The sequence below is a fragment of the Calidifontibacter indicus genome (assembly GCF_003386865.1).
Classification (GTDB): domain Bacteria; phylum Actinomycetota; class Actinomycetes; order Actinomycetales; family Dermatophilaceae; genus Yimella; species Yimella indica.
The window spans coordinates 977270-1000489 of the sequence record NZ_QTUA01000001.1 but is presented as its reverse complement, the minus strand read 5'-3'; the positions used below and the strand labels follow the sequence as shown (position 1 = coordinate 1000489).

Sequence of the window (23220 nt, the reverse complement as noted above, 5' to 3'; positions counted from 1 at the left end):
GCCAACCTACGTTGCCGGCAGCGCAGCGAGCGCCGCGACCGTGTTGTCGATCGCGACACGCACCGGCCAAGCGCCGGCGCTCATCGGCCCGTTGGTGATGATCGAGAACACCAGCAGCCGTCCGCCGTCGGTGACGACGGTGCCGGCCAGCGAACTCACGTCGGGCAGGCTGCCGGTCTTGGCGCGCACCTCGCCCGCCGCGGACTTGTTGGTGTCGAGGTAGTAGCGGTCGTGCAGCGTGCCGTTCCACCCGGCGACCGATTCGCGGGCGAGCACCTCGGCGAAGGGCCGGCTCTTGCCGGTGGTGCCGGCGACGACGATGTCGCTGAGCAGCTTCGCCGGAATCGTGGTGCCGGCGGCGAGCCCGCACACGTCGGCCAGCTTCACCCCGGTGACGTCGAACCCGTCCTTCTTCAACACCGAGACGACCCAGTTGTTCACCGACGTGTTGTCGCCCGGCACGCCGGCTTTGAACGCGGCCGCGCGGGTGAGCGACTCGATCATCGCGTTGTCGCTGTCGCGCATCGCCTGGCCGAGCACGTCGATCAACGGTGCGGAGCGCACCGCGCCCAGCTCGGTGGCGCCGGACGGTGCGGCGGCGTTCGGGCCGGCCGTGGCGGTGATGCCGCGTGCCTTGAGTTGCTTGACGAGTTCGGCCTGCACCGACTTGTTCGGGTCGGCGGCAGCCGGCTCGGGCGGGTTGGAGCGCTGCGTCGACAGCCCGAGTTGTGCGATGCGGGCGGTGAATCCCTGCGCCAGGAACCCCGGCTCCCAGCCCGGCACGGCGTCGGGACCGGGCGCGTACGAGGTGGTGTCGAGACCGAGGGTGACCGTGCTGCGGCCCTGTCGGCGCAGCGTCGCGGCGACCTGGTCGGCCAGATCGGCGACACCGGCGTGGCCGACGATCTGGTCGGGGTCACCCTTGCCCGGTGCCAGCAGGGTGTCGCCGCCCGCGACGAGCACGAGCTGGTCGCCGGTGCCGACGACCCGGGTGGTGAACGGCTGGTCGAGGTCCATCGTGGTGGCAACGGCCCAGGCCGCCAGCAGCTTGGTGGTCGAGGCCGGGGTCAGCGCGCGGGTGCCGCCCTGGTCGAACAACACGGTGCCGGTGGCGCCGTCGCGGATCACCACGGCGGTGTCCTTGAGGAAGCCCTTCGCCGCGAGCGGTGCCTTCACCGCCGCAGACACCTGGGCGGCGGTCGGCATCGCCGCGCTGACCGTGCCGGCGACGGCGGGCACGGACGGCGGGGTCGGCGCGGCCACCGACGGAGCCGGTGTGGTCTGCGACGGCAGCGGCACCGGCTCCGGCTTGGCGTCGGCCAAGGTGAGGATGCCGGGCACCTTGTCGTAGACGTCCAGTGCGCCGTAACCGGCGACGGCGAGCACGACGACGGTGCTGCCGGCAAGCACGCGTTTGAGCATCGACTCCCCCTTTCCGGACGGCGCGAGCAACGAACGCACCCGAGCCTAGACGGCCCGGCCGGGTGGTCTCAGTGCCGGTTCAGCACCGGTTCACTGGCCTCGGACGCGCTGGGAGAAGCGCCGCCGCAGCGCGTCGTCGACGTCGGGGTCGGCGTCGATCTCGGCGCGCACCTTGCGGCGCAGCCGGAAGATCTGGAAGAGACCGATGCCCCAGACGAGGTACTGCACGCACCACGCGGCGCGGAAACTGTCGAGGTTCCAGCTAGAGGGTCCGCCCGGCGAGACGTGGTCGATCACCAGACCGATGAGCACCACGGTGCACAGCGACGCGGTGAACCCGCCGACGTTGACGATGCCGGTGGCCGACCCGATGCGGTCGGGCGGGTTGAAGGTGCGGGCCAGGTCGAACCCGACCATCGACCCCGGACCGCCCGCGGACACCAATACACACACCAGCACCACCAGCGCGGTCGGCGGGCGACCGGGCCAGACCAGCACCACCGTCCAGGTGGTCACGATGCTGATCACGACCCCGAGCACCAGCGACGAGCGTGAGTAGGGGAAGCGCGCGGCGAAGCCGCCGATGAACGGCGACACCAGGATGCCGGTCACCACCATGAGGCTCAGCAGGGCGCTGGCTTGGCCGGAGCTGAAGCCGAGGCCGACGGTGAGGTAGGGGAAGCCCCAGATCATCGCGAACACGGTCGAGCTGAACTGCGCGGTGAAGTGGCACCACAGCCCGAGCTGGGTGGCGGTGGTCTTCCACGCAGCCTGCAGCGCGCGGCCGACGGCGCTCATCCGCATCTCGGTGCGGGAGTTGTCGAGGAACGGGGTGTCCTTGACGACCGCGAACATGATCGCCGCGATCACCACGCCGGAGCCGGCGGCGATGAGGAACGACGTCTCCCAGCCGAAGTTGCTCAGCGCGCTCGCCAGCGGACCGGCCGCGACGATCGCGCCGACCTGGCCCGCCCAACCGGTGGCCTGGGTGACCATGCCCGACTTCGTCGGCGGGAACCACAGCGCCACCAGGCGCAGCACCGACACGAACACCATCGCGTCGCCCATCCCGACGAACACGCGCGCGACCACACCGGCGCCGAACGAGTGCGCGAAGGCGAACCCGAACTGGGCGAGCGTCATGAGCAGCAGTCCGGCGCCCAGCAGCGCGCGCGACCCGAACCTGTCGAGCATCGCGCCGACCGGCACCTGCATCACCGCGTAGACGAGCAACTGCACCATCGTGAAGGTCGCCAGCTGGGCGGAGGTGATGTGGAATCGCTCGGCCGCGAGCACACCGGCGACGCCGAGCGAAGACCGGTGGAACACCGCGAGTACGTAGACGAGCAGGGCCGCGCCCCACACCGCCCAGGCCCGTCGACCACCAATGGGGTACGCGAGCGCCGCGCTGTTCACTTCCTGCCTCCGTTCATGCATGGCACGCTCAAGGCATGCACACCTTCGAACGCGACGGACTCGTCTTCGACGTCACCGACAGCGGCCCGCACGAAACCTCAGGATCCGATCCGGAGGTGGTGGTCCTGCTGCACGGCTTCCCCCAGGATCGCACTGCTTGGAAAGAAGTGTCGGACCGTCTCAACGCGGCCGGCTACCGCACCCTGGCTCCCGACCAGCGTGGCTACTCCCCCGGTGCCAGCCCGACGGCCGTGTCGGCGTACTCGATGCGCGCCCTGGTGGCCGACGTCGCCGCGCTGATCAACGCCAGCGGGGCGCAGCAGGTGCACCTGGTCGGCCACGACTGGGGCGGCGCGGTCGCCTGGGCCGTCGCGACCTTCCTGCCCGAGCGGGTGGCGACGCTCACCGTGCTGTCGACCCCGCACCCGACCGCGATGCAGTGGGCGATGCGGCACGGCGGTCAGTGGAAGAACAGTTGGTACATGGGTGCGTTCCAGTTGCCGTGGCTGCCCGAGCGCGTGCTCGCCGGACGGCTGCAGGAGCGGCTGTTCACCCCGAGCGGGTTGCCGGCCGAGCAGGCCCGCCCGTACGTCGAGCGGTTCGCGACACCGGAGTCGTTGCGCGGGCCGATCAACTGGTACCGCGCGTTGGCGAAGTCGATGCTCGGCATCGGGTCGCGCAAGCCGGGCGGCACGGGTGCCACTAGTTCGTCGAGCTCGTCGGGCGGCGGGATGTCCCAGCCCGTTCAGGTGCCGACCACCTACGTCTGGGGTCGCAAGGACGTCGCCCTCGGTGAGGCCGCCGCGAAGAAGACGGCCGAATACGTTGCAGGGCCCTACCGGTTCGTCGAACTCGAGGTCGGGCACTGGCTGCCCGAGCGCCGTCCGGACGAAGTGGCCGACGCGATCCTGGAACGCATCCGCGGCTGACGACTACTGGCCGTCGAACTTGCCCTGCTCGCGGGCGCGCCGCTCGCGTTCGGCGTCCTTCGCCCGCAACACCGGGGTGCGAATCGGCTCCTGACGCGGCTTGTTCTTGTTGCGCTGCTCACCGATCATCACCATCGCGACGAAGATCACGACGAAACCCATCGAAAAGAGAATGAAGGTCGTCCCCATCCCCAATGCGGACGTCTTCGTGGTCAAGGCAGCGAGCTGATTCACCCTTCGATGATCGCAGGCGGACGCCGTCGCCGCGACGGTGCCCACCGTCGCGGCGAGTCGAGGCGGGGTCGGCGCGGGGTCGGCCCAGGGTCGGCGCGAGGTCCGTCGACCGTCGGGTCGTGCCGATTCGGTGGAAGTGGGGTCGCCGCGTATACTCGCTGATCGCATCCGTACGCCTCGCGCGCACCCGGATGCGGCGCCGCTTTAGCTCAGTTGGCCAGAGCGATTCACTCGTAATGAATAGGTCGTCGGTTCGATTCCGACAAGCGGCTCACGAGACAGAAAGGCCCCCGGTTCGCCGGGGGCCTTTTCCATGCCCTCCCCTCCCGCAAACGGGGTTGGCGGGGCCTGTGGGGCTGCGCGGCCAGGGGTGGAACGAGGTCAGCGCAGGAGCAGATCGCGCAGTTCGTCGACGGAATCGACCAGCGCGTCGGGTTCGCTGCCCCGCAGCACCTCGGCCGTGCCGGCTCCCCAGGTGACCGCGATCGCGTACATGCCGGCGGCGCGGGCGGCGAGCACGTCGACGTCCGCGTCGCCGATGTAGACGCAATCGGACGGCGCGACGCCCAGGCGCTGGGCGGCGTACAGAAGCGGCTGCGGGTCGGGCTTGTGCCTCGGCGTCTCGTCCATGCCGGCGAGCACGTCGATCTGGTCGGCCAGGCCGACCACCCGCAACCCCTGCCGCACGGTCTCGGCCTTCTTCGACGACACCACGCCGAGCCGGATGCCACCGTCTGTCAGTGCGTTCAGCAGCTCCGGCATGCCCGGCACCGACTCGATGAGTTCGTCGTGGTTGGCGAGGTTCCACTCGCGGTAGGTGGCGGTGAGCTCGGCGCCGCGTCCGGGGTAACGGTCCTCGAGCACCGGCTGCAACGGCCGGCCGATCCACGACCGGGCCTCGACGTCGTCGACCGCGGGCAGCCCGGAGGTCGCGAGGGTGTGGTGGAAGGACTGCACGATGAGCGGGATGGTGTCCGCCAGCGTGCCGTCGAAATCGAACAGGGCGACCGGTCGCAAACTCACGGCGCCAACCGTACGGGGAGGTGCCGCGTGCACCGACGCCGGTCAGCCAACACCCCCGCCACCCATTGCGAACGCTGCGGTTGGGGTGGGGCCGAGCCGGGTCGTTCAGGCGGACGCGGTCAGCACATCTGACCCTCGGGCGGCAGCGTGCCGTTCAGCAGGTAGGCGTCGACGGCGGAGTTGACGCACTCGCTCTTGCCGTACGCGGTGTGGCCGTCGGCGTCGTAGGTGAGCAGGCGACCGTGCGCGAGTTCCTTGGCCAGCCGCTGCGCGAACGCCAGTGGGGTGGCGGGGTCACGGGTGTTGCCGATGACCAGGATCGGCCCGGCGTCCTGCGCCTTCACCGGCTGCTCCTTGCCGGTGGCAGGCACCTTCCACTCGCCGCAGGTCAGCGAACCCCAGGCCAGCATCCGACCCCAGGTCGGCGCCTGCTTGGCGAACTCCACCGCCGACTTCTCGTAGTCGGCGAGGTTGCTGCTGGCCTTCCGGTCGAGGCACGACACCGCGTAGAACGACTGCATCGAGTTGTCGGCGTAGGCGCCGTTCGGTTGCCGGGCGGCGTACTGGTTGGCCATCGCCATCAGCTGGTTCGGGTCGCCGGCCATCGCCGACTTCAACGCCTCGGTGAGGCCCGGCCAACTGTCACGCGAGTAGAACCCGAGCGCGAGGCCGAGGGTCGCCCACCCCTCGGTGAACTTCGTGACCGGTCCCTGCCCGGAGATCGGCAGCGGGTTGGCGTCGAGTTGCTTGAGGAAGTCGCTGATCCGCTTCATCGCGGCGTCGACCGTGCTGCCGAGGTAGCAGTTGCCCTTGGCGATGCAGTCCTCGACGTAGCTGCGGGTGGCCTGTTCGAAACCGGTCGCCTGGCCGAGGTTCATCTCCTCGGAGGTGACGTCGGGCGGCACCACGCCGTCGAGCACGAGCCGGCCGACGTTCTTGGGGAACAGGTCGGCGTACGTCGATCCGATGAAGGTGCCGTAGGAGAAGCCGAGGTAGTCGAGCTTGTCGCGGCCGAGCGCGGCCCGCAGGATGTCGACGTCCTTCGCCACCTCGACGGTCGACACATGGGCCAGCAACGGGCCGGCCTTGTCCTTGCAGGCCTGCGCGAACTTGCCCACTTCGGCCTGCACCGAGGTTTCCTCGGCCTTGTCGTCAGGGGTCGGGTCGACCCCGAGCATGGTGTCCATCTCGGCGTCGGAGACGCAGGTGATCGGGGCCGACCGGCCGACACCGCGCGGGTCGAACCCGATGACGTCGTAGGACTCACGGATGGTCGGGGTGACGATCATGTCGGCGGCCGCGCCGTAGTCGTAGCCGCTGGCGCCGGGCCCGCCCGGGTTGACCACCAGGCTGCCCTTCGCCTTGCCCTTGGCGGGCACCTTCGAGATCGCCAACTGGATCGTCTGCCCGGACGGGTTCGCGTAGTCGATCGGCACGGTGAGCTTGGCGCACTGCACGCCGTCGCAGTTCGACCAGGTCAGCTTCTGGTCGTAGAACTTCTGCAGCCCCGCGGTGCTCGCCGCCGTGCCACTGGCGCTCGCACTGCCGCTCGCGCTGGACGACCCACCGGAGGGCTGCGACCCCACCTCGGAGGACGAACTCGACGAGCCGTTGCCGGAACCGCCGCTGCATCCGGACAACACGAGCGCGGACGCGGTCAGCGCGGCGGCAACGGGGCGCAGGGCACGGCGGGAGGAGCGGCTCATGGTGCTCAACGCTACGTCATCGAGGGCGTGACTCAGTCTCGCTCGGTGCGCAGCGCGATCATCATCGCTTCCAACGCCAGCAGCGGCGGCACGTTGGCCGCGATCCGTTCGCGGGCGGTGCCGATGGCGTCCATCGCGCCGAGCAACGACTCCGCCGGACGGCTGGTGAGCCGGTCGACCTGCTCGCGGTGGTCCTGGTTGATGAGTTCGACCGGGCTGCCGGTCTGTTGCACCAGGGCGTCGCGGTAGATCGACATCAGGTCGACGAGCGAACGGTCGATGACGTCGCGGCCGATCCGGGTCGCGCGGGTCTTCTGTTCCTTCTCCAGCGCCGCCAGCTGCGAGCGCACGTGCGGCGGCTGGGTGCGGGCGGCCGGGTCGGCACCCAACTGCTCCAGCAGTCGTTCCCGCTCGGCCGCATCGCGTTCGGACGCCGACGCCGACGACTCCTGCTTGGCGAGCCCGTCGAGTTGCTCGGCGGCACGCATCGCGTCGCCGAGGGAGTGGATCGAACCGGCCAGGCGCAGCGTGTCGGCGCGGCGCCCCCGGGCCGCTTCGTCCTTGGCCAACCGCTTGGCCAACCCGACGTGCGACTGCGCGGCGTGGGCGGCGAGCAGCCCCTGGCTGCGCGGCACGCCGTCGCGCCGCTCGAGCAGGTCGGCCACCGCGTCGACGGACGGCGTGCGCAACCGCACGTGCCGGCTGCGGCTGCGAATGGTGATGATGACGTCTTCGAGGCTCGGCGCGCACAGCAGCCACACGGTGCGCGGCACCGGCTCCTCGAGCGCCTTCAGCAGCGCGTCGGCGGCGCGTTCGGTGAGCCGGTCGGCGTCCTCGACGAGGATCACCTGCCACGGCCCGACGGACGGCGAGTGCTGCGCCACGCGCGCGAGTTCGCGGGCGTCCTTCACCTGGATCGACAGCCCCTGGGTGGTGAGCACGGTGAGGTCGGCGTGCGATCCGTCGAGCACGGTGCGGCATTCGCGGCAGGTGCCACAGCCGTGCTGCGGGCACTGCAGCGCCGCCGCGAACGCCCGCGCCGCCGTCGAGCGTCCGGAACCGGGCGGGCCGGTGAACAGCCACGCGTGGGTCATCGCGGCCGGTTCGCGCACCGCCCGATCGAGGGTGGCGACGACCTCGGGCTGCCCGACGACGTCGGCCCACACGCCCGCGGCGGTCTCGACGCTCATGCCGATGCCCCGATCAACGGCGCCACTCGCGCGCGGATCGCCGCGGCGAGCTCGTCGCGCGGGAGGGAGGCATCGAGCACGAGGTAGCGCTCGGGTGCGGTCTGCGCCATCGCGAGGAACTGCTCCCGCACCCGGGCGTGGAAGTCGTCGGCCTCGCGTTCCAACCGGTCGTGCACGTCGCCACGGCGGGCGCGACCGAGCACCGGGTCGACGTCGAGCACGACGGTGAGCTCGGGCAGCAACTCCCGGGTGGCCCACATCGACAGGCCACGGATCTCGTCGGGCACCAGGTCGCGTCCCTGCCCCTGGTAGGCGATCGAGGAGTCGAGGTAGCGGTCTTGCAGCACGATCTCGGCGCGCTCGAGCGCCGGACGCACCAGCGTGGCGATGTGGTGGGCGCGGTCGGCCGCAAACAACAAGGCCTCGGCGCGCGGGTCGACATGGTCGCCGTGCAGCACCAGCTCCCGGATCTGTCGGCCGAGGTCGGTGCCGCCCGGCTCGCGGGTGAGCAGCACGGTGCGCCCCTGCGCGCGCAACCACTGCGCGAGCGCCTCGATCTGGGTGGTCTTGCCGGCGCCGTCGCCGCCCTCGAACACGATGTACCCGGCGGCGGTCGACATGCGGGTCAGCCTAGACGGCACCGCCGACAACCCGCGGACGGGAGCCCGGGGCTCACCCGCGCCCGAAGACCCCGATCGCGTCGTAGGCGATCCAGCTCCCGTGGTCCTTGGCGATGTCGACCGTGTTCTCACCCAGTCGCAGCAGGTCGCGCGGCACCGGCATCTCGAAGTAGGCGGGGCCGGCGCCGCTGCCCGGCACGACCAGCGACTGGTGCGTCTCCCCGATCGTCTCGTCGAACAGCAGGGTCTCCAGCGGCAGGCAGTTGACCGCGATGCTCGCGGATCCGGCGCGGGTGGGGTGCCGGTCGACCAGCCAGAGCGCGAGGTCGACGTCGCCGTCGGGAAGTTCGTCGAGGTCGAAGCGCAGCCGGAAGCGGTGGCTGCGCCGTCCGGCCCACGCGTCCTCGGGGCCAGGCTGCACGTAGCTCCACCGGCGCTCGGGGCTGTCGAAGCCGTAGCGGAAGTCGACGTCGCTCGGGAAGGTCGTGCGGTAGTGCACGAAGCCGGAACTGCTGATCGCCAGGTCGAGGCCGCTGCCGTCGAATGCACCGACGACCGCGATCGGCCGGCCGGTCACGGTCACGGAGGTCGTCGTCGTGGTGACGGCGACCGGGGTCATCAGGTGCTCGCCGTCGCTGGTCACCGCGAGCACGCGGTACGACCAGGTGGCGTCGTAGGCACCCAACCCACGGTGCACGAACCCGGTGGTCGTCGCCACCGAGATGCGCGTCGACCCGTTCGGTCGCCAGCCCTCGCGCCGTCCGGGCACCCCGTGCACCTCGTACGCGACCATGGGCCCGAAGGCGCGCCAGGCCAATCGCACCGATCCGACCTCGGGGGTCAGCACGAGCGCACGATCGGTGACCCGCCAGGGCATGCCGGTCTCCGCCGTGTTGGCCATGCCTATCCACCCCCGGGGACGTTGTCGTCGCCGAAATCCTGCGGTACGGATCCGACGCGAATGCGACGAACAGGTGAACATCTGCGCCGAAGTGGGGCCGAAGGACGGCCGACGTAGGCTCGAACCATGTCGAACTCATTGCGCAAGTCGCTCGTCCGAGACCTTGAACGCATCGCCCGAGACAGCCAGATCGCAAGTCGCACACCGGGACTGGTGGCCGGAGTCGCACGTGAGTCAGAGTTGGTGTGGTCGACGGCGATCGGCGTCGCCGACCTCGACGATCCTCAGGTGCCTCTTGGCCCCGACACCCAGTTCCTGGTCGCGTCGAACACCAAGACCTTCACCGCGGCGATGATCATGCAGCTGCGCGACGAAGGCCGGCTCGACCTCGACGACCGGTTGGAGACCCACCTCCCGGGCGTCGAACACGGCACCGTCACCGTCCGTCAGTTGCTGGTGCACGGCAGTGGGATGCAGCGCGAGCCGGTCGGGGACGTCTGGGACACACTCGAATTCCCCGATCGTGCGGGCCTTGTCGACGGGTGGAACAAGGCCGAGCGGATCGGTCGCCCACATCTGGTCTGGCACTACAGCAACCTCGGGTTCTCGCTGCTCGGCGAACTCGTCGCCCGCCTCGACGGCCGCGAGTGGGCCGAGTCGTTGCAGACCCGCCTGCTCGACCCGGTCGGCCTCAAGCGTTCCGGGCTCACTCTCACCGCGCCCCACTCCGGGCAGTACTACGTCGCGCCGTTCACCGACGTGCCGGTGCGGGAACCGTTGTTGGACAAGGGAGCCACCGCGGCGGCCGGGGCCCTGTGCAGCACGCTCGCGGACATGATGCGCTGGCACCAGTTCCTGCTCGACCCCGACGAAGCGGTGCTGCGAAAGGACACCGTCGCGGAGATGCTCACCCCGCAACTGCTGGTCGACGGGTCGTGGACCGGCGCGTGGGGACTCGGTTTCCAACTCGTCCGCAAGGACGGCCGCACCTGGTTCGGACACACCGGTGGCCTGCCCGGCGGCATCACCGGGTTCTTCTCCGAGACCACCAGCGGGGTGAGCGCGGGCGTGCTCAACAACGCGACGAACGCGGTCGCCCCGGACGCCACCGCGGTCGCCTTGGGGTCGCTCGTCGCCGAGCGTGACCCGGCCCTGCCGACCCCCTGGACGCCGGGCACCACGACCCCGGACGGCCTCACCGAGCTCACCGGCCGCTGGTTCTCCGAGGGCGCGGGTTTCACCTTCGTCATCCGGGAAGGCGAACTGCAGGCCCGCCTCGACCGGGCGCCCGACAGCGCGCCGTGGTCGCGCTTCACCCAACTGGAGCCGGACGTCTATCGCACCGTCGCCGGCCGGGAGAAGGGAGAACGCCTGGTCGTGCACCGACACCCCGACGGGTCGGTGCGCCAACTGAACTGGGCCACCTACAAGTTCACCCGGGAGCCGCTGCCCTTCGGCTGACCGAGGGGACCGAAAAAGGGGAAGTGGCCGCCACGAGGCGGCCACTTCCCTTTTCGTCGATCCAGGGGTGTTACCCGATCACTCCCAGGTGATGCGGTGGCTGGAGTTGGCGTAGGTGGCGGTCTTCGAGGTCTCGCCGGTGATCTGGTAGATGTTGCAGCCGCTGCCGGTCTGGCCGACCTCGAGCTTCCCGGAGCTGCTCTTGCAGTCGTCGGTCGAGCCGTACATCCGCTTGGCGGTCTGGCCCTGGGTGAAGGTCGGGTACAGCCACAGGCCGTTGACGCTGCTCGGGTAGAACGAGCCGTCGGCCTCGATCGGGCTCACGTCGTAGCGCAGGTAGTAGACCGTGCCCTTGCTCTTGTCGAGGTTCTTCTGCGAGTAGATCGACTCAGGAGCAACCTGCACCTCCTTGACCGTGAGGCGGAAGGTCTTGCCGCTCTCCTTGATGACCGCGCTCTCGTTGAACTTCATCGTCGTGCCGCGCGGGGTCTCGGCGGTCGAGCCGGAGGTGGCGGACGAGCTCGGCGACTGCGAGGTGGTCGACGACTCGGTCGACGACGAGGACGACTCGGTCGAGGTGCTCGACTCGGTGCTCGACTCGGTGGACGAGGAGGAGGTCTCGCTCGAGGTCGACGGCGCGCTGGAGGAGGTCGAGGACGAAGTGGACGAGCTGCTGTTGGTGACGGTCGTGTCGCTGCTGTTGCACGCGGTCAGGCCGAGAGCGCCGACCAGGACGATCGAGCCGAAGGCGACGCGGTTGCGCAAGGCGGTGCTGGACATGGTGTATCTCCCTGTGTGTTTCGTTACGGAACTGCCCCTGTGACGTTCACTGCCGTCGACTCGGTTCCGCTGATTTCCCAAGGTTTCGTGTCGGGCCAGGACAAACGGGGAAATCGACCGGTGATTTCGGCGACATCACGGCGTCTTTCGGCGCGTGCGCACCGCTCCCGCAACGACAGCGGGACCCGGACGATGACGTCCGGGTCCCGCTGCGTGGCGACTCGAGGTCAGCTCGACTTCTTGGCCGCCGTCGTCTTCTTCGCCGTTGTCTTCTTGGCCGTCGTCTTCTTGGCGGCGGTCTTCTTCGTGGTGGCCTTCTTCGCCGTCTTCTTGGCGGCCCGCTTGCGCGTGGTCGGGCCCTTCGCGCGCTTCTCGGCGAGCAACTCGAAGCCGCGCTCCGGCGTGATCGTCGACGGGTCGTCGTCCTTGCGCAGGGTCGCGTTGGTCTCGCCGTCGGTGACGTACGGGCCGAACCGGCCGTCCTTCACCACGACCGGCTTGCCCGACACCGGGTCGGCGCCGAGTTCCTTCAGCGGCGCCGCGGCGGCGCGTCCGCGCTGCTTGGGCTGGGCGTAGATCGCCAACGCCTCGTCGAGCGTGATGTCGAAGATCTGCGCCTCGGTCTGCAGCGAGCGCGAGTCGGTGCCCTTCTTCAGGTACGGCCCGTACCGCCCGTTCTGCGCGGTGATCTGCACCGGCTCACCGTTGTCGTCGGTGGTCTCACCGACCACCCGCGGCAGGCTGAGCAGCTTCAGCGCGGTGTCGAGTTCGATCGTGCCGAGGTCCATGTCCTTGAACAGCGACGCGGTGCGCGGCTTGGGCTTCTTGGCCCCACGCTTCGGCTTCTCCTCGCCCTCGGGCTCGGGCAGCACCTCGGTGACGTACGGCCCGTACCGGCCGGCCCGCGCCACGATCTCGTGACCGGTGGCGGGGTCGGTGCCGAGCACGCGTCCGTCGTCGCCGGCCTGCTCCAACAGTTCGCGCGCCTTCTCCGGCGTCATCTCGTCGGGCGCGATGTCGTCGGTGATCGAGGCGCGGCGCGGGTCTTTCACCTCGGCGCCCTCGAGCATCTCGCCGGTCTCCGGGTCGATGCCGGACGGCGCGAGCTCGGTGACGTACGGCCCGTACCGGCCGACGCGCACGGCGAGGTTCTCGCCGAGGCGGATGGTGGAGATCTCGCGGGCGTCGATCTCACCGAGGTCCTCGACCATGCGGTGCAAGCCCTCGCGCGACTGCTGCGCCGTCTGGCCCTGACCGCCGAAGTAGAACTTCGTCAGCCAGGCCACCCGCTGCTCGTCGCCGGCGGCGATGCGGTCGAGGTCCTCCTCCATCGAGGCGGTGAAGTCGTAGTCGACCAGGCTCGGGAAGTGCTCCTCCATGAGCCGGGTCACCGCGAACGCGAGCCAGGTCGGGATGAGCGCCGAGCCGCGCTTGTTGATGTAGCCGCGGTTGGTGATCGTGGCGATCGTCGGTTCGTAGGTCGAGGGGCGGCCGATGCCCTTCTCCTCCATTGCCTTGACGATCGAGGCCTCGGTGTAGCGCGGCGGCGGCGAGGTCTCGTGGCCCTTGGCCTCGGCGTCCTCGACCTCCAGACGCACACCTTCGGACAGCTTCGGCAACCGCCGTTCGGTGGCGCCGTCGGCGTTGCGCTCGACGTCGCGGCCCTCCTCGTAGGCGGCGAGGAACCCACGGAAGGTGATGACGGTGCCGGACGCGGTGAACTCGGCGCTCTTCGCCCCGGCGGCGTCGACCGGCACGGCCAGCTTCACGGTGGCGGTCGAACCGCGGGCGTCGGCCATCTGCGAGGCGACGGTGCGCTTCCAGATGAGCTCGTAGAGAGCGAACTCGGTGCCGCGCAGTTCACCGGCCACCTGGGCCGGGGTGCGGAACCGGTCACCGGCCGGGCGGATCGCCTCGTGCGCCTCCTGGGCGCCCTTCGCCTTGCCGGCGTAGCGGCGCGGCGCGTCGGGCACGTACTCCGCGCCGTACAGGTCGCGGGCCTGGCTGCGGGCGGCGGTGAGCGCCGACTCCGACAGCACGACCGAGTCGGTACGCATGTAGGTGATGAAGCCGTCCTCGTAGAGGCGCTGCGCAGCGCGCATCGTCTCCCGGCTCGACAGGCGCAGCTTGCGGCTGGCCTCCTGCTGCAGCGTCGAGGTGATGAACGGCGCGCTCGGACGACGGGTGTAGGGCTTCTCCTGCACCGAGGTGACGTCGGCGTGGCTGGCGCGCACGGCCTCGGCGAGCGCGTTGGCCCGCTGCGAGTCGAGGTGGACGACATCCTTGGTGACGAGTTCGCCGGTGTCGGCGAAGTCGCGTCCGGTGGCGACGCGGGTGCCGTCGAGGGCGCTGAGGCGGGCCCCAAACTGCTGGCCGCCGTCGACCGTGAACTCACCGTCGACGTCCCAGTAGGAGGCCGCCTTGAACGCCATCCGCTCGCGCTCACGCTCGACGATCATCCGGGTGACGACCGACTGCACGCGTCCGCCGGAGAGGCCCTGACGCACCTTGCGCCACAGCACCGGCGACACCTCGTAGCCGTAGAGGCGGTCGAGGATGCGGCGGGTCTCCTGCGCGTCGACCAGGTAGGTGTCGAGGTCGCGGGTGTTGTTGGCGGCGCGCTGGATCGCTTCCTTGGTGATCTCGTGGAACACCATGCGCTTGACCGGCACCTTGGGCTTCAGCACCTCGAGCAGGTGCCACGCGATGGCCTCGCCCTCGCGGTCCTCATCGGTGGCGAGCAGGAGTTCGTCGGCGTCCTTGAGCGCGCGCCGCAGCTCGGTGACCTTCTTCTTCTTGTCGGCGTCGACCACGTAGTAGGGCTCGAAACCGTCGTCGACGTTGACCGCGAACTTGCCGAACGGGCCCTTCTTCATGTCGGCCGGCAGTTCGGACGGGGTGGGCAGGTCACGGATGTGACCGGCGCTCGCGTCGACTACGTAGTCGGACCCGAGGAAGCTGCCGATTTTCTTCGCCTTGGCGGGCGACTCGACGATGACCAGCTTGCGCGACACTTCGATGTGCTCCTTGTCTGCGGCTGCGTGCAGCGGATTCGTCGCTGCTTCGACGCGAGCCGCCTTGAAGGTAACGCCTGCCGCAGGTTTGCGCTGAATCGGCCCACGCCGGTGTGGCGCACCTCACCGGCGTCGCGTCAGGTGCGGACCAGGAAGCCGGTCTCCACGAGCCGGGTCACGATCGGCTGCGCACGTTCGAGCAGATCGCGCTCGTCGCGTTCGAGCAGGGTTGCGATGGCGACGAGCGCCTGACGGGCGGTGAGGTCGCCGTCGGCGACACTCAGGTAGGCGGAGATCGCGGTGTCGATGTGCAGCTGCCGGCCGAGCCCGCCGACCTGGGTAATGCGGATGACCGATGGGTCGTCGGCGCCGGGAGCGGCGAACCGTTCCTCGGTGACGTCGTCGGCGACCCGCCAGTTCTGGTCGAGCACCTCGTCCGGATGCTCGGCGCACCAGGTGAGCGCCGCGAGTTCGGCGTCGACGGCCGGGCCCATCGGCGAGGCGACCGGGCCGCTGTGTTCTTCGAGCACCTGGAAGCGGCGGCGCTTGGTCGCCGGACGTTGCAGCGTGATGACGCCGAAACCGATGCTTGCGACGCCGCGGGCGTCGAAGTCGTCCAGCCAGGCGGCATACATGCGCTCGTACGCCTCGGTACCGGGACGGTGACCCCCATCGCGGATCCACAGTTCGGCGTACTCGGCCGGGTCCTGCGTCTCGCGCTGGACGACCCAGGCGTCCAGCTCGGTCGGGGCGAGCCACTGCCGGACGACGTCCTGCCAGTCGGTGCCGGCCGGCACCTCCCAGTTGCCGAGGAGTTGGGCGACGCCGCCGGGTTCGAGATGCGCTTCGACCTGATGGACGACGGTGCGGACAAGAGAATCACCCACCATTCCGCCGTCGCGGTACTCCATCAGCGGCACGCCCGCCACGCGCGGGGTGATGACGAACGGCGGGTTGCTGACGATGAGTTCGAACCGCTCCCCCGCGACCGGCTCGAACAGCGAACCGCGGCGCACCTGCCAGTCGGTGCCGGCGAGCGCGGCGTTGAACTCCAGGATCTCGACGGCCCGCGCGGCGATGTCGGTGGCGACGACCTGCCGAACGTGCGCGTCGAGGTGCAGCGCCTGGATGCCGCACCCGGCGCCCAGGTCGAGCGCTCGCCCCGCCGGACGGCGCACCGTCCAGGACGCCAGGGTGGTCGAGGCCCCACCGATGCCGAGCACGTAGTCGTCGGGCAGCGGGCCGCCGGTGACGAGTTCGGAGAGGTCCGACAGCACCCACCAGGAGTGCGCCTCGTCGGCGTGCGGGTGCAGGTCGAAGCGCGCCCGCCCGTCGTCGTCGAGGAGCCCGAGGGCGCGCAGGCCTGCTGCTCGACAGCCCGGCAGGGCCGCATCGATGTGTTCGTCGCGTTCGGCGCCGCCGAGCCCGAACAGCCGGATCAGCACGTCGAGCGGGGCGTCGGTGGTGACGACCCGCTTGGCCGGCACACTCTGTTCGCGGTCGAGGGCCGCCGAGGCGACGGGGCCGAGACGCTGCTGCACGCCGTCGACCGTGAAATCGGCCGCGCGCAGGTCGGCGTCGAGCGCGGCCAGCACTTCCGGAAGCACCCGCAGCCCGGTGGAATCCGCGTGAGTTTGTGGGGTTCGTACGGGTGACGAAGGCATGAAAGTCACGCGGATTCCTGGATGGTGCCGGCGCGAGGTCGGGACGGGGTCAGGACGCGGCGTCGGGCTCGACCCGGGCGGCGAGGGCCGCGTCGACGGAGTCGAACAGTCGGAACACCTGGTCGAGACCCGTGATGCGGAAGTTGCGCAGGGTGCGCTCCTGGGCACCGGCGAGCACCAGGTCACCGTCGAGCAGACGCACCGCCTTGAGCCGTCCGACGAGCACACCGAGACCGGTGGAGTCGAGGAACGGGACGTCGGACAGGTCGACGATCAGGTCGTGGGATCCCTCGGAGATCACCCGGCTCAGCTCGTCGCGTAGCCTCGGGGCCGTCGACACGTCGATCTCGCCGACGAGGTGAAGGATCGAGCGCCCGTCCTGCTGGCGCCGTGTCACCGTCAGATCCACTTTGCGAAGTCCCCATCCACATCGAGTAGGCGGCATGCGAAGCATGCGCTCGCAGTGCACCATACGCTGAACCACCCGCTTTCGCCTATCCGCCGTTAGGGTGCCCCCTGCACTTATGTCCTCTCCTTCCGTCCAGCCCACCGGCCCCGACTTCGACCCGCAGGCCGTGCTGGCCCGGCTCGACGGCGTCGGCACGGGCGGGTTGGTACACGTGGAGCGCATCCCGGGCCGTGACGCCGTAGGACGGGACTGGCCCGACTGGGTCGACCCGCAGGTGGAGGCCGCAATTCGTGGCTCGGGCATCACCTCCCTGTGGGACCACCAGCGCCGCACGGTCGACTTGGTACACGACGGCACGGACGTGGTGCTGTGCACCGGCACCGCGTCGGGCAAGAGCCTCGGCTACCAGTTGCCGATGCTCAGCACGGTCAGCCGCGGCGCCGCGGCACCGACCGGGCGCGGCGCCACCGCGCTCTACCTCGCGCCGACGAAGGCGTTGGCCGCCGACCAGGAGGCCCGCATCCGCAGCTGGGCGATCCCGACGGTGCGGGCGGCCGTGCTCGACGGCGACACCCCGATCGACGAACGTCGCTGGATCCGCGACCACGCCGCGCTGATCCTGTCGAACCCCGACCTGGTGCACCACACCCTGCTGCCGACCCATGAACGCTGGGCGTCGTTCTTCCGCGCACTGAAGGTGGTCGTCGTCGACGAGTGCCACCAGTACCGCGGGGTGTTCGGCACTCACGTCGCGCTGGTGCTGCGCCGGTTGCGCCGGGTCGCCGCACGGTACGGCGCCGACCCGGTGTTCGTGCTGGCGTCGGCGACCGTCGCCTCCCCCGCCGCGCACGCGAGCGCCCTCATCGGCCGCCCGGTCACCGCGGTGACGCAGGACGGTTCGCCCCGGCGTGCGCTGACCTTCGGGCTCTGGCGGCCCGGGATGATCGACACCGAGCAGGGCGTCGTGCAGCGCGGCGCGATCGCCGAGACCGCCGACCTGATGACTCGCCTGGTCGACGACGGGGTGCAGACGCTGGCTTTCGCGAAGTCGCGGGTCGGCGTGGAGCGGGTGGCCGACACGGTGCGCCACCGGGCGAGCAGCCCCGACGTGGAGGTGGCGGCCTATCGCGGCGGCTACCTGCCCGAGGAACGGCGGGTGCTCGAACGCGACCTGCGCACCGGACGGCTGCGCGGCGTGGCCGCGACGAACGCCCTCGAACTCGGCATCGACGTCAGCGGGCTCGACGCGGTGATCGTCGCGGGCTGGCCGGGCACCACCGCGTCGCTGTGGCAGCAGGTCGGCCGGGCCGGTCGCAGTGGCCGCGAGTCGCTGGCCCTGTTCGTCGCCGCCGACGACCCGCTCGACACCTACCTGGTCAACCACCCCGAGTCGCTGTTCGGGCGACCGGTCGAACCGTCGGTGATCAACCCGGAGAACCCGCACGTGCTCGCCCCGCACCTGGCGGCGGCCGCGTACGAGATCGCGTTGACCCCGGACGACGTCGACTACTTCGGCGCCTCGATGCCGGCGATCGCCAATACGCTCGCCGACGCGAAGATCCTGCGGCGGCGCCCGCGCGGGTGGTTCTGGGACCGTGACGATCGCCCCGGCGACCACGTGAACCTGCGTGGCGATCTCGGCACCCCGGTGGCCATCGTCGAGAAGCGCACCGGACGTGTGCTCGGCACCGTCGACGCCGACCGCGCCGAGACGACCGTGCACACCGGCGCGGTGTACGTGCACCAGGGCCGCACCCACGTCGTCACCCAGTACGACCAGGAGGCCGCACTCGCGGAGGTGGCTGCCGGCGATCCGGGCTGGACCACCTGGGCCACCAGCGTCGAGGAGTTCCAGATCTCGCAGGTGGAGTTGCGCAGCGAGCACGCCGACCTCGACTGGTGTTACGGCCAGATCGTGGTGCACCGTCAGGTGACCGGGTTTCGGCGCCGGTTGCCCGGCGGGGAGATCATCGGGCAGCACCCGCTCGACTTCCCGGTGCACACCCTGCGCACCCGGGGCGTGTGGTGGACCCTTCCCGAGGAGACCCTCGCCGCCGCCGGTGTCGACGGCGCCCGGCTGCCCGGCGCACTGCACGCCGCCGAGCACGCCCTGATCGGGCTGCTGTCGTTCGTGGCGCAGTCGGACCGCTGGGACGTCGGCGGCGTCTCGACCGCGCTCCATCCGGACACCGGCCTACCGACGGTCGTCGTCTACGACGGGTTCCCCGGCGGCGCCGGGATCGCCGAACGCGGCTTCCACGACGCGGCCCGCTGGGTCGACGCGACGCTCGCGGCGGTGCGCGAGTGCCGGTGCCGCACCGGCTGCCCGGCCTGCGTGCAGTCGCCGAAGTGCGGCAACGGCAACGAGCCGCTCGACAAGGACGGCGCGATCACGGTGCTGGCCCTGCTGTCGGCCCGACTGCATGATCGGGTCCGGCGCGAGCTCGCGCCGTAGCCTCGCCGAGCCGGCCCAAACCCGGACGCACCGCGACGATCACCTCGAAGTCGCCGCCGCCGAGATCGGTGCAGCGCGTCGTGCGCGCTCCGTTCGCCCGGGCGACGGTGGCCGCTGCCGCGCAGCCCGCGACCGGTTCGAGGCGTACCGTGCTGCCGGCCGCGGCGAGCGCGGCCAGGTCGGCGGCGGTGCGGGCCCGGCCCGAGGCCAGTTGAGCGCTCGCCAGCGCGGCACCCGCACCGAACAGCAGCACGGCTGCACCGACGATGCCCGCGATGAGCACCGTTCCCGAACCTCGTTCGCAGTCAACGGTTTCCGTCATCGTTCTCCTCCCGCAGTGCCGTCGCGTCGGCGACGAACCGGCTCGACGGCACCATCCATGCGGTGGGTCCGCGAGCGGGCACCGTCACCCGCACCTGCACCCGGTTGCCGTCGCCGTAGACCGCCACACCCGCGCCGGGAGCAACCCGGTGGGCGAGGCTCTGCACCTGCCCGGGTGGGTCGCCTCGGGCCGCCGATCTGGCGGCGACCCGTGCAGCTTCCTGGGCGCGGGTGGCGGCGATGCCGTGCTGCGCCGCGCCGAGCACGAACAACAGCGCGAGCACGACCGCCGGGAACGCCGCCGCGAGTTCGGCGCTGACCATGCCCGACTCGCCCTCACGTCGAGGGCAGGCTCGCGGCGGCGTCCGCATCGGCGTCAGCTCGCGACCGACAGAGCCGAGGTGATGATGCCGGTGAGGGCCGTCTTGACCGCCGCCGACTTCACGATCGCGATGAGCACGACCGCGAAGCTGACGGCGGCCAGGATGCCGACGGCGTACTCACTGGTGGCCATGCCGGCCTCCCCGTCGGCCGCGCGGCAGCGCTGCAGCCGGCGGACAAGCGCCGCGCCGAGAGTGTTCGGATTCATCCGGTTCTCCTTTGGTTGATTGGTGCATTTCCGGCGGGACGGTCCCGCCGGCTCACCCGATTCCTGCGAAGGTCGCGCGGGCGAGACTGATGACCACCGGCACCACGGCCAGCAGCGCGAACGCGGGCAGGAACAGCAGCCCGAGTGGCAACACGAGCAGCACGCCGAGCCGGCCGAGTGCCGCCTCACCACGGGCGGCTTCGCTGCGGCGCAGTTCGTCGGCGCATTCGTGCAGGAGCCGGCGCGGTGGCAGGCCGAGTTCGGCGGCGAGGGTGAAGGCGACTCCCACCGGCGCCCACACCCCACCGGCCTCGCGCCAGGCGACCGGCGGCTCGACTCCCCAGCGCAGCGCCGCCTCGACCAGCCGCAGGTCGCGGCGCACCCGACCCCGGCTCACCTCGGCGACGGCGCCGAGGGCGTCGGCCAGCGGCAGACCGCCGGCGAGCGAGACCGCGACGAGGTCGACGGCGGCCGCGGCGTCGAGCACGGTGGATGTCTCTTGCGTCGTTCCCTGCTCAACCGCTTCGGTGACGTCGCTCATGCCAGGCTCCTGATCCGTCCGGCGTGGTCGACCATCCGCCGGCAGCACAGGCGTCCGACCGCGACCAGTACCAGGCCGGGCAAGACCGTCACAAGCGCCAACGGCGATGCGTACACGCCGATGACGTCGGCGCCGAGCACCATGCCGAGGCCGGCGCCGCAGACCGGTAGGGCGGTGAGCAGGTTGACCGAGGCGGTGGGTGCGGCGAGCGCCGCCTTCGCCCGCGCGGCGCGTTCGACCTCGCCGCGGCGTAGGCGTGCGGCGACGTCGAGGGCGTCGGCCAGTGGCGTACCGGTCGTCTCCGACAGTTGCCACGCGGCGGCGACCGCACGTAGTCCCGGGTCGTCGACGCGGGCGGCGACCTCGTGCCACGCGGCGCCGAGGTCACCTCCTGCACTCGCGGTGCGGGCCAACAACTCCACCTCGGCATCGACCTCGGGCGCCAGGTCGAGCGCGGCCCGGCAGCAGGCGGCACACGCCGGGGTCGGGGCGGCCCCGGCTCGCACGGCGGTGGCCACCGACTCGACGACCAGCGACCAGACCTCAACCTCGGCGGGGTGGCCACGTCGGCGCGGCAGCGGCAGACGTCGGCGGCGTCCGCGTGCTTTGCCGGGTCTTCCGGGTCTTCCGGGTAGCGGCCCCAGCCACAGCAGCAGCGCGCCGACCAGGAGCCCAGCGGTGATCAGCATGAGGTACCCGGCCCGCCCAGAATCGCCTCCAGGCGAGGCAACCCGTCGGCCGGCACGGCCGCGCCGCCGACCCAGCGCAGCGCGGTCGTGACGCGCAACCGGTCGCCGTCCCACCCGATCGTGCCGATCTCGGCGAGCCGACGGGTGTCGCCGTCGCGCCGCACGTGCACCACCACCTGCACCGAGCTGGCCAGTTGCGACCGCACCGCCGCGGGGGTCATGCCGGCCAGCGCACCCAGCGCCTCGAACCTCGCGACGACGTCGGCGGGTGAGTTGGCGTGCAAGGTGCCGCAGCCTCCCTCGTGACCGGTGTTGAGGGCGCTGAGCAGCTCGCGCACCTCCGCGCCGCGCACTTCGCCGACGACCACGCGGTCGGGGCGCATCCGCAGGGCCTGCCGCACCAGGGTCGCGAGGCTGACCTCGCCGACCCCTTCGACGTTCGGCGGTCGGCCCTCGAGGCGCACGACGTGCGGATGATCGACGATCAGTTCGCGCACGTCCTCGACCACGAGGAGGCGTTGGTCGACCGGCACCAGGGCGAGCAGCGCCGAGAGCAGCGTGGTCTTGCCGCTGCCGGTGCCTCCGGTGATGACGAACGCGACCTGGTGCTCGACCAGACGCCGCAGCACTTGCTGTCCGACGGCGTCGCACAACCCGCGGTCGCACAGTTGGGTGAGGCCGACCCCGACGCGGCGCGGGATGCGCAGTGAGAGGTGTGCTCCGTCGGCGACCAGCGGGGGCAGCACCGCGTGCAGCCGCACCCCGCCGGGCAGTTGCCCGTCGACCCACGGACTGGCGTCGTCCAGGCGGCGGCCGGCGATCGCGGCCAGTCGCACCGCGAGCCGGCGCACGTCGTCGTCGCCGCCGAGGTCGATGTCGGCGGCCTCGAGCCCGCCGCCCCGGTCGACCCACACCTGGCTCGGCCCGTTCACGAGCACGTCGGTGACATCGGGTTCGTCGAGCAGCGGTTGCAGCGGGCCGCCGCCGAGCACCTCCGCGCTCCAGCGCCGTCCGAGCGCCGAGGCGTTGCGATCGCCGAGCACGGCGGCTTCGCTCCCTGCGACGGTCGCGATGCGTTCGGCGGTGGGCGGTTGGCCGGAGCGGATGTGCTCCCACATGGCTTTGCCGACGACCGACCCGCTCATGCCGCCACCTGCCCGTCGACGAGGTCGTCGAGCAACCGTCCCGCGAACGCCCGCAGGGGCCCGTTGCGACGTCCGCAGAGCACGCCCCGATCGAGGTCGCGCCACTCCGATCGGCCGACCCGCACCAACTCGTCGATGCGGTCGAACTCGTCGTGCTCGGGAGCCGCCCCCGTGTGCAGCAGCACCGTGCGGTGCTGCACACCCTGAAGCGAAAGCCATTGCGTCGCAGCGATTCCTGCGGCACTGGAGCGCACGTCGGCGCCGATCGCCACCCACACCCGGTCGCGTGGGCGGCGCAGTTCGGGCAGGTCGGCCGGGACAGCGCCGTCGACGACGAGCAGCCCGGCCGACAGCCGCAGCGCATGCATCGCCGCACGCACGACGTCGGGATCGACCGGCCGCGCCGCCCAGCGGTCGTGGGCGAGCACCCGCTCCCCGAGCGGCCCGGCCGGCAGCCGGTGCAACAGCCCGTCGGCGTCGAACTCACCGTCGGCGCCGTCGAGGTCGTGCCAGCGCACACCGGCCACGTGTTCCAGCCCGAGCAGCACATCGCTGCCGCCGGCCCACGGGTCGAGATCGACGAGCACCGGCTCGTGGCCCCGCTCGGCGGCGACGCGCACGACCGCTGCTCGCAGCGGAGCTGCCACGTCTGCGCCGACGAGGTGCAGGGCGCTTGCGAATCCGTTCATGGGCGAAAGAGTCGATCGCCGC

General features: G+C 71.0%; 23 protein-coding genes and 1 tRNA gene. 5 read left to right on the top strand and 19 right to left on the bottom strand.

Annotated elements, in window-relative coordinates:
• Positions 1 to 6 precede the first annotated feature (6 nt).
• Both dacB and DFJ65_RS04760 read right to left on the bottom strand, forming a co-directional pair.
• Positions 7 to 1461 carry a D-alanyl-D-alanine carboxypeptidase/D-alanyl-D-alanine endopeptidase gene (dacB, locus tag DFJ65_RS04765; protein WP_115922041.1) on the bottom strand — a complete coding sequence of 485 codons (1455 nt, stop codon included), beginning with the start codon at positions 1459 to 1461 and terminating at the stop codon, positions 7 to 9.
• Positions 1462 to 1512: 51 nt separating this feature from the next.
• The gene (locus DFJ65_RS04760; RefSeq protein WP_245950008.1) at positions 1513 to 2838 is read right to left on the bottom strand and encodes an MFS transporter; all 1326 of its coding nucleotides are present in this window, start codon (positions 2836 to 2838) and stop codon (positions 1513 to 1515) included.
• Positions 2839 to 2873: 35 nt separating this feature from the next.
• Between DFJ65_RS04760 and DFJ65_RS04755 the strand changes: the two genes are divergently transcribed.
• The gene (locus tag DFJ65_RS04755; protein ID WP_115922039.1) at positions 2874 to 3767 is read left to right on the top strand and encodes an alpha/beta fold hydrolase; all 894 of its coding nucleotides are present in this window, start codon (positions 2874 to 2876) and stop codon (positions 3765 to 3767) included.
• A gap of 3 nt (positions 3768 to 3770) precedes the next feature.
• Here DFJ65_RS04755 and DFJ65_RS17370 read toward each other — a convergent pair whose 3' ends face one another.
• Positions 3771 to 3929, bottom strand: a complete 159-nt coding sequence (locus DFJ65_RS17370) for a hypothetical protein (RefSeq protein WP_170143994.1) — start codon at positions 3927 to 3929, stop codon at positions 3771 to 3773.
• Between the two features lie 270 nt (positions 3930 to 4199).
• On the opposite strand from DFJ65_RS17370, the gene DFJ65_RS04745 reads away from it, so the two are divergent.
• Positions 4200 to 4273, top strand: a tRNA-Thr gene (locus DFJ65_RS04745).
• A gap of 109 nt (positions 4274 to 4382) precedes the next feature.
• Here the strand turns inward: DFJ65_RS04745 and DFJ65_RS04740 are convergent.
• From DFJ65_RS04740 to DFJ65_RS04720, 5 genes are all read right to left on the bottom strand, one after another.
• Positions 4383 to 5024: an HAD family hydrolase gene (locus tag DFJ65_RS04740; protein ID WP_115922037.1), complete on the bottom strand. Its 642-nt coding sequence runs from the start codon at positions 5022 to 5024 to the stop codon at positions 4383 to 4385.
• A 119-nt stretch (positions 5025 to 5143) separates the two neighbouring features.
• Positions 5144 to 6730 (bottom strand): alpha/beta hydrolase, encoded by a 1587-nt coding sequence (locus DFJ65_RS04735; RefSeq protein WP_115922036.1) that lies wholly within the window; start codon positions 6728 to 6730, stop codon positions 5144 to 5146.
• A 32-nt stretch (positions 6731 to 6762) separates the two neighbouring features.
• On the bottom strand, positions 6763 to 7920 hold the full coding sequence (locus DFJ65_RS04730; RefSeq protein ID WP_115922035.1) for a DNA polymerase III subunit delta': 1158 nt from the start codon (positions 7918 to 7920) through the stop codon (positions 6763 to 6765).
• The gene (gene tmk, locus DFJ65_RS04725; protein ID WP_115922034.1) at positions 7917 to 8540 is read right to left on the bottom strand and encodes a dTMP kinase; all 624 of its coding nucleotides are present in this window, start codon (positions 8538 to 8540) and stop codon (positions 7917 to 7919) included. The genes DFJ65_RS04730 and tmk overlap by 4 nt, the downstream gene beginning before the upstream one ends.
• Before the next feature lie 52 nt (positions 8541 to 8592).
• The gene (locus DFJ65_RS04720; protein WP_170143993.1) at positions 8593 to 9441 is read right to left on the bottom strand and encodes a polysaccharide lyase family protein; all 849 of its coding nucleotides are present in this window, start codon (positions 9439 to 9441) and stop codon (positions 8593 to 8595) included.
• Between the two features lie 126 nt (positions 9442 to 9567).
• On the opposite strand from DFJ65_RS04720, the gene DFJ65_RS04715 reads away from it, so the two are divergent.
• Entirely contained in the window at positions 9568 to 10902 is a 1335-nt protein-coding gene (locus DFJ65_RS04715) for a serine hydrolase domain-containing protein (RefSeq protein ID WP_115922032.1), read from the top strand.
• Between the two features lie 78 nt (positions 10903 to 10980).
• On the opposite strand, the gene DFJ65_RS04710 is transcribed toward DFJ65_RS04715, so the two are convergent.
• Positions 10981 to 11373: a hypothetical protein gene (locus DFJ65_RS04710; RefSeq protein WP_115922031.1), complete on the bottom strand. Its 393-nt coding sequence runs from the start codon at positions 11371 to 11373 to the stop codon at positions 10981 to 10983.
• Here DFJ65_RS04710 and DFJ65_RS04705 point away from each other — a divergent pair.
• Complete coding sequence (locus tag DFJ65_RS04705) at positions 11363 to 11725, top strand: hypothetical protein (protein ID WP_147301308.1); 363 nt, start codon at positions 11363 to 11365, stop codon at positions 11723 to 11725. The genes DFJ65_RS04710 and DFJ65_RS04705 overlap by 11 nt on opposite strands.
• Positions 11726 to 11909: 184 nt before the next feature.
• Here DFJ65_RS04705 and topA read toward each other — a convergent pair whose 3' ends face one another.
• The 3 genes from topA to DFJ65_RS04690 all read right to left on the bottom strand — a co-directional run bounded on the left by topA (position 11910) and on the right by DFJ65_RS04690 (position 16757).
• A complete protein-coding gene (gene topA, locus DFJ65_RS04700) occupies positions 11910 to 14696 on the bottom strand; it encodes a type I DNA topoisomerase (RefSeq protein WP_245950006.1) in 2787 nt (928 codons plus the stop codon).
• Positions 14697 to 14833: 137 nt separating this feature from the next.
• Positions 14834 to 16360, bottom strand: coding sequence for a DUF7059 domain-containing protein (locus tag DFJ65_RS04695; RefSeq protein ID WP_115924101.1), 1527 nt, complete (start codon positions 16358 to 16360; stop codon positions 14834 to 14836).
• A gap of 49 nt (positions 16361 to 16409) precedes the next feature.
• Positions 16410 to 16757: an STAS domain-containing protein gene (locus tag DFJ65_RS04690; RefSeq protein WP_281269856.1), complete on the bottom strand. Its 348-nt coding sequence runs from the start codon at positions 16755 to 16757 to the stop codon at positions 16410 to 16412.
• A 127-nt stretch (positions 16758 to 16884) separates the two neighbouring features.
• Between DFJ65_RS04690 and DFJ65_RS04685 the strand changes: the two genes are divergently transcribed.
• On the top strand, positions 16885 to 19224 hold the full coding sequence (locus DFJ65_RS04685) for a DEAD/DEAH box helicase (protein WP_115922027.1): 2340 nt from the start codon (positions 16885 to 16887) through the stop codon (positions 19222 to 19224).
• On the opposite strand, the gene DFJ65_RS04680 is transcribed toward DFJ65_RS04685, so the two are convergent.
• From DFJ65_RS04680 to DFJ65_RS18240, 7 genes are read right to left on the bottom strand one after another with little or no spacing between them, the layout of a single operon-like run.
• Positions 19160 to 19546: an Rv3654c family TadE-like protein gene (locus DFJ65_RS04680; RefSeq protein ID WP_115922026.1), complete on the bottom strand. Its 387-nt coding sequence runs from the start codon at positions 19544 to 19546 to the stop codon at positions 19160 to 19162. The genes DFJ65_RS04685 and DFJ65_RS04680 overlap by 65 nt on opposite strands.
• Positions 19530 to 19916, bottom strand: coding sequence for a TadE family type IV pilus minor pilin (locus tag DFJ65_RS04675; protein WP_147301307.1), 387 nt, complete (start codon positions 19914 to 19916; stop codon positions 19530 to 19532). The genes DFJ65_RS04680 and DFJ65_RS04675 overlap by 17 nt, the downstream gene beginning before the upstream one ends.
• A 5-nt stretch (positions 19917 to 19921) precedes the next feature.
• Positions 19922 to 20134, bottom strand: coding sequence for a DUF4244 domain-containing protein (locus DFJ65_RS04670; RefSeq protein WP_115922024.1), 213 nt, complete (start codon positions 20132 to 20134; stop codon positions 19922 to 19924).
• A gap of 52 nt (positions 20135 to 20186) precedes the next feature.
• On the bottom strand, positions 20187 to 20675 hold the full coding sequence (locus tag DFJ65_RS04665; RefSeq protein WP_115922023.1) for a type II secretion system F family protein: 489 nt from the start codon (positions 20673 to 20675) through the stop codon (positions 20187 to 20189).
• Positions 20672 to 21364: a type II secretion system F family protein gene (locus DFJ65_RS04660; RefSeq protein ID WP_115922022.1), complete on the bottom strand. Its 693-nt coding sequence runs from the start codon at positions 21362 to 21364 to the stop codon at positions 20672 to 20674. Before DFJ65_RS04660 ends, DFJ65_RS04665 begins: the two co-directional genes overlap by 4 nt.
• The gene (locus tag DFJ65_RS04655; protein ID WP_245950004.1) at positions 21358 to 22509 is read right to left on the bottom strand and encodes a TadA family conjugal transfer-associated ATPase; all 1152 of its coding nucleotides are present in this window, start codon (positions 22507 to 22509) and stop codon (positions 21358 to 21360) included. Before DFJ65_RS04655 ends, DFJ65_RS04660 begins: the two co-directional genes overlap by 7 nt.
• Complete coding sequence (locus DFJ65_RS18240; RefSeq protein WP_115922021.1) at positions 22506 to 23198, bottom strand: CpaE-like family protein; 693 nt, start codon at positions 23196 to 23198, stop codon at positions 22506 to 22508. Before DFJ65_RS18240 ends, DFJ65_RS04655 begins: the two co-directional genes overlap by 4 nt.
• Between the last annotated feature and the right edge of the window lie 22 nt (positions 23199 to 23220).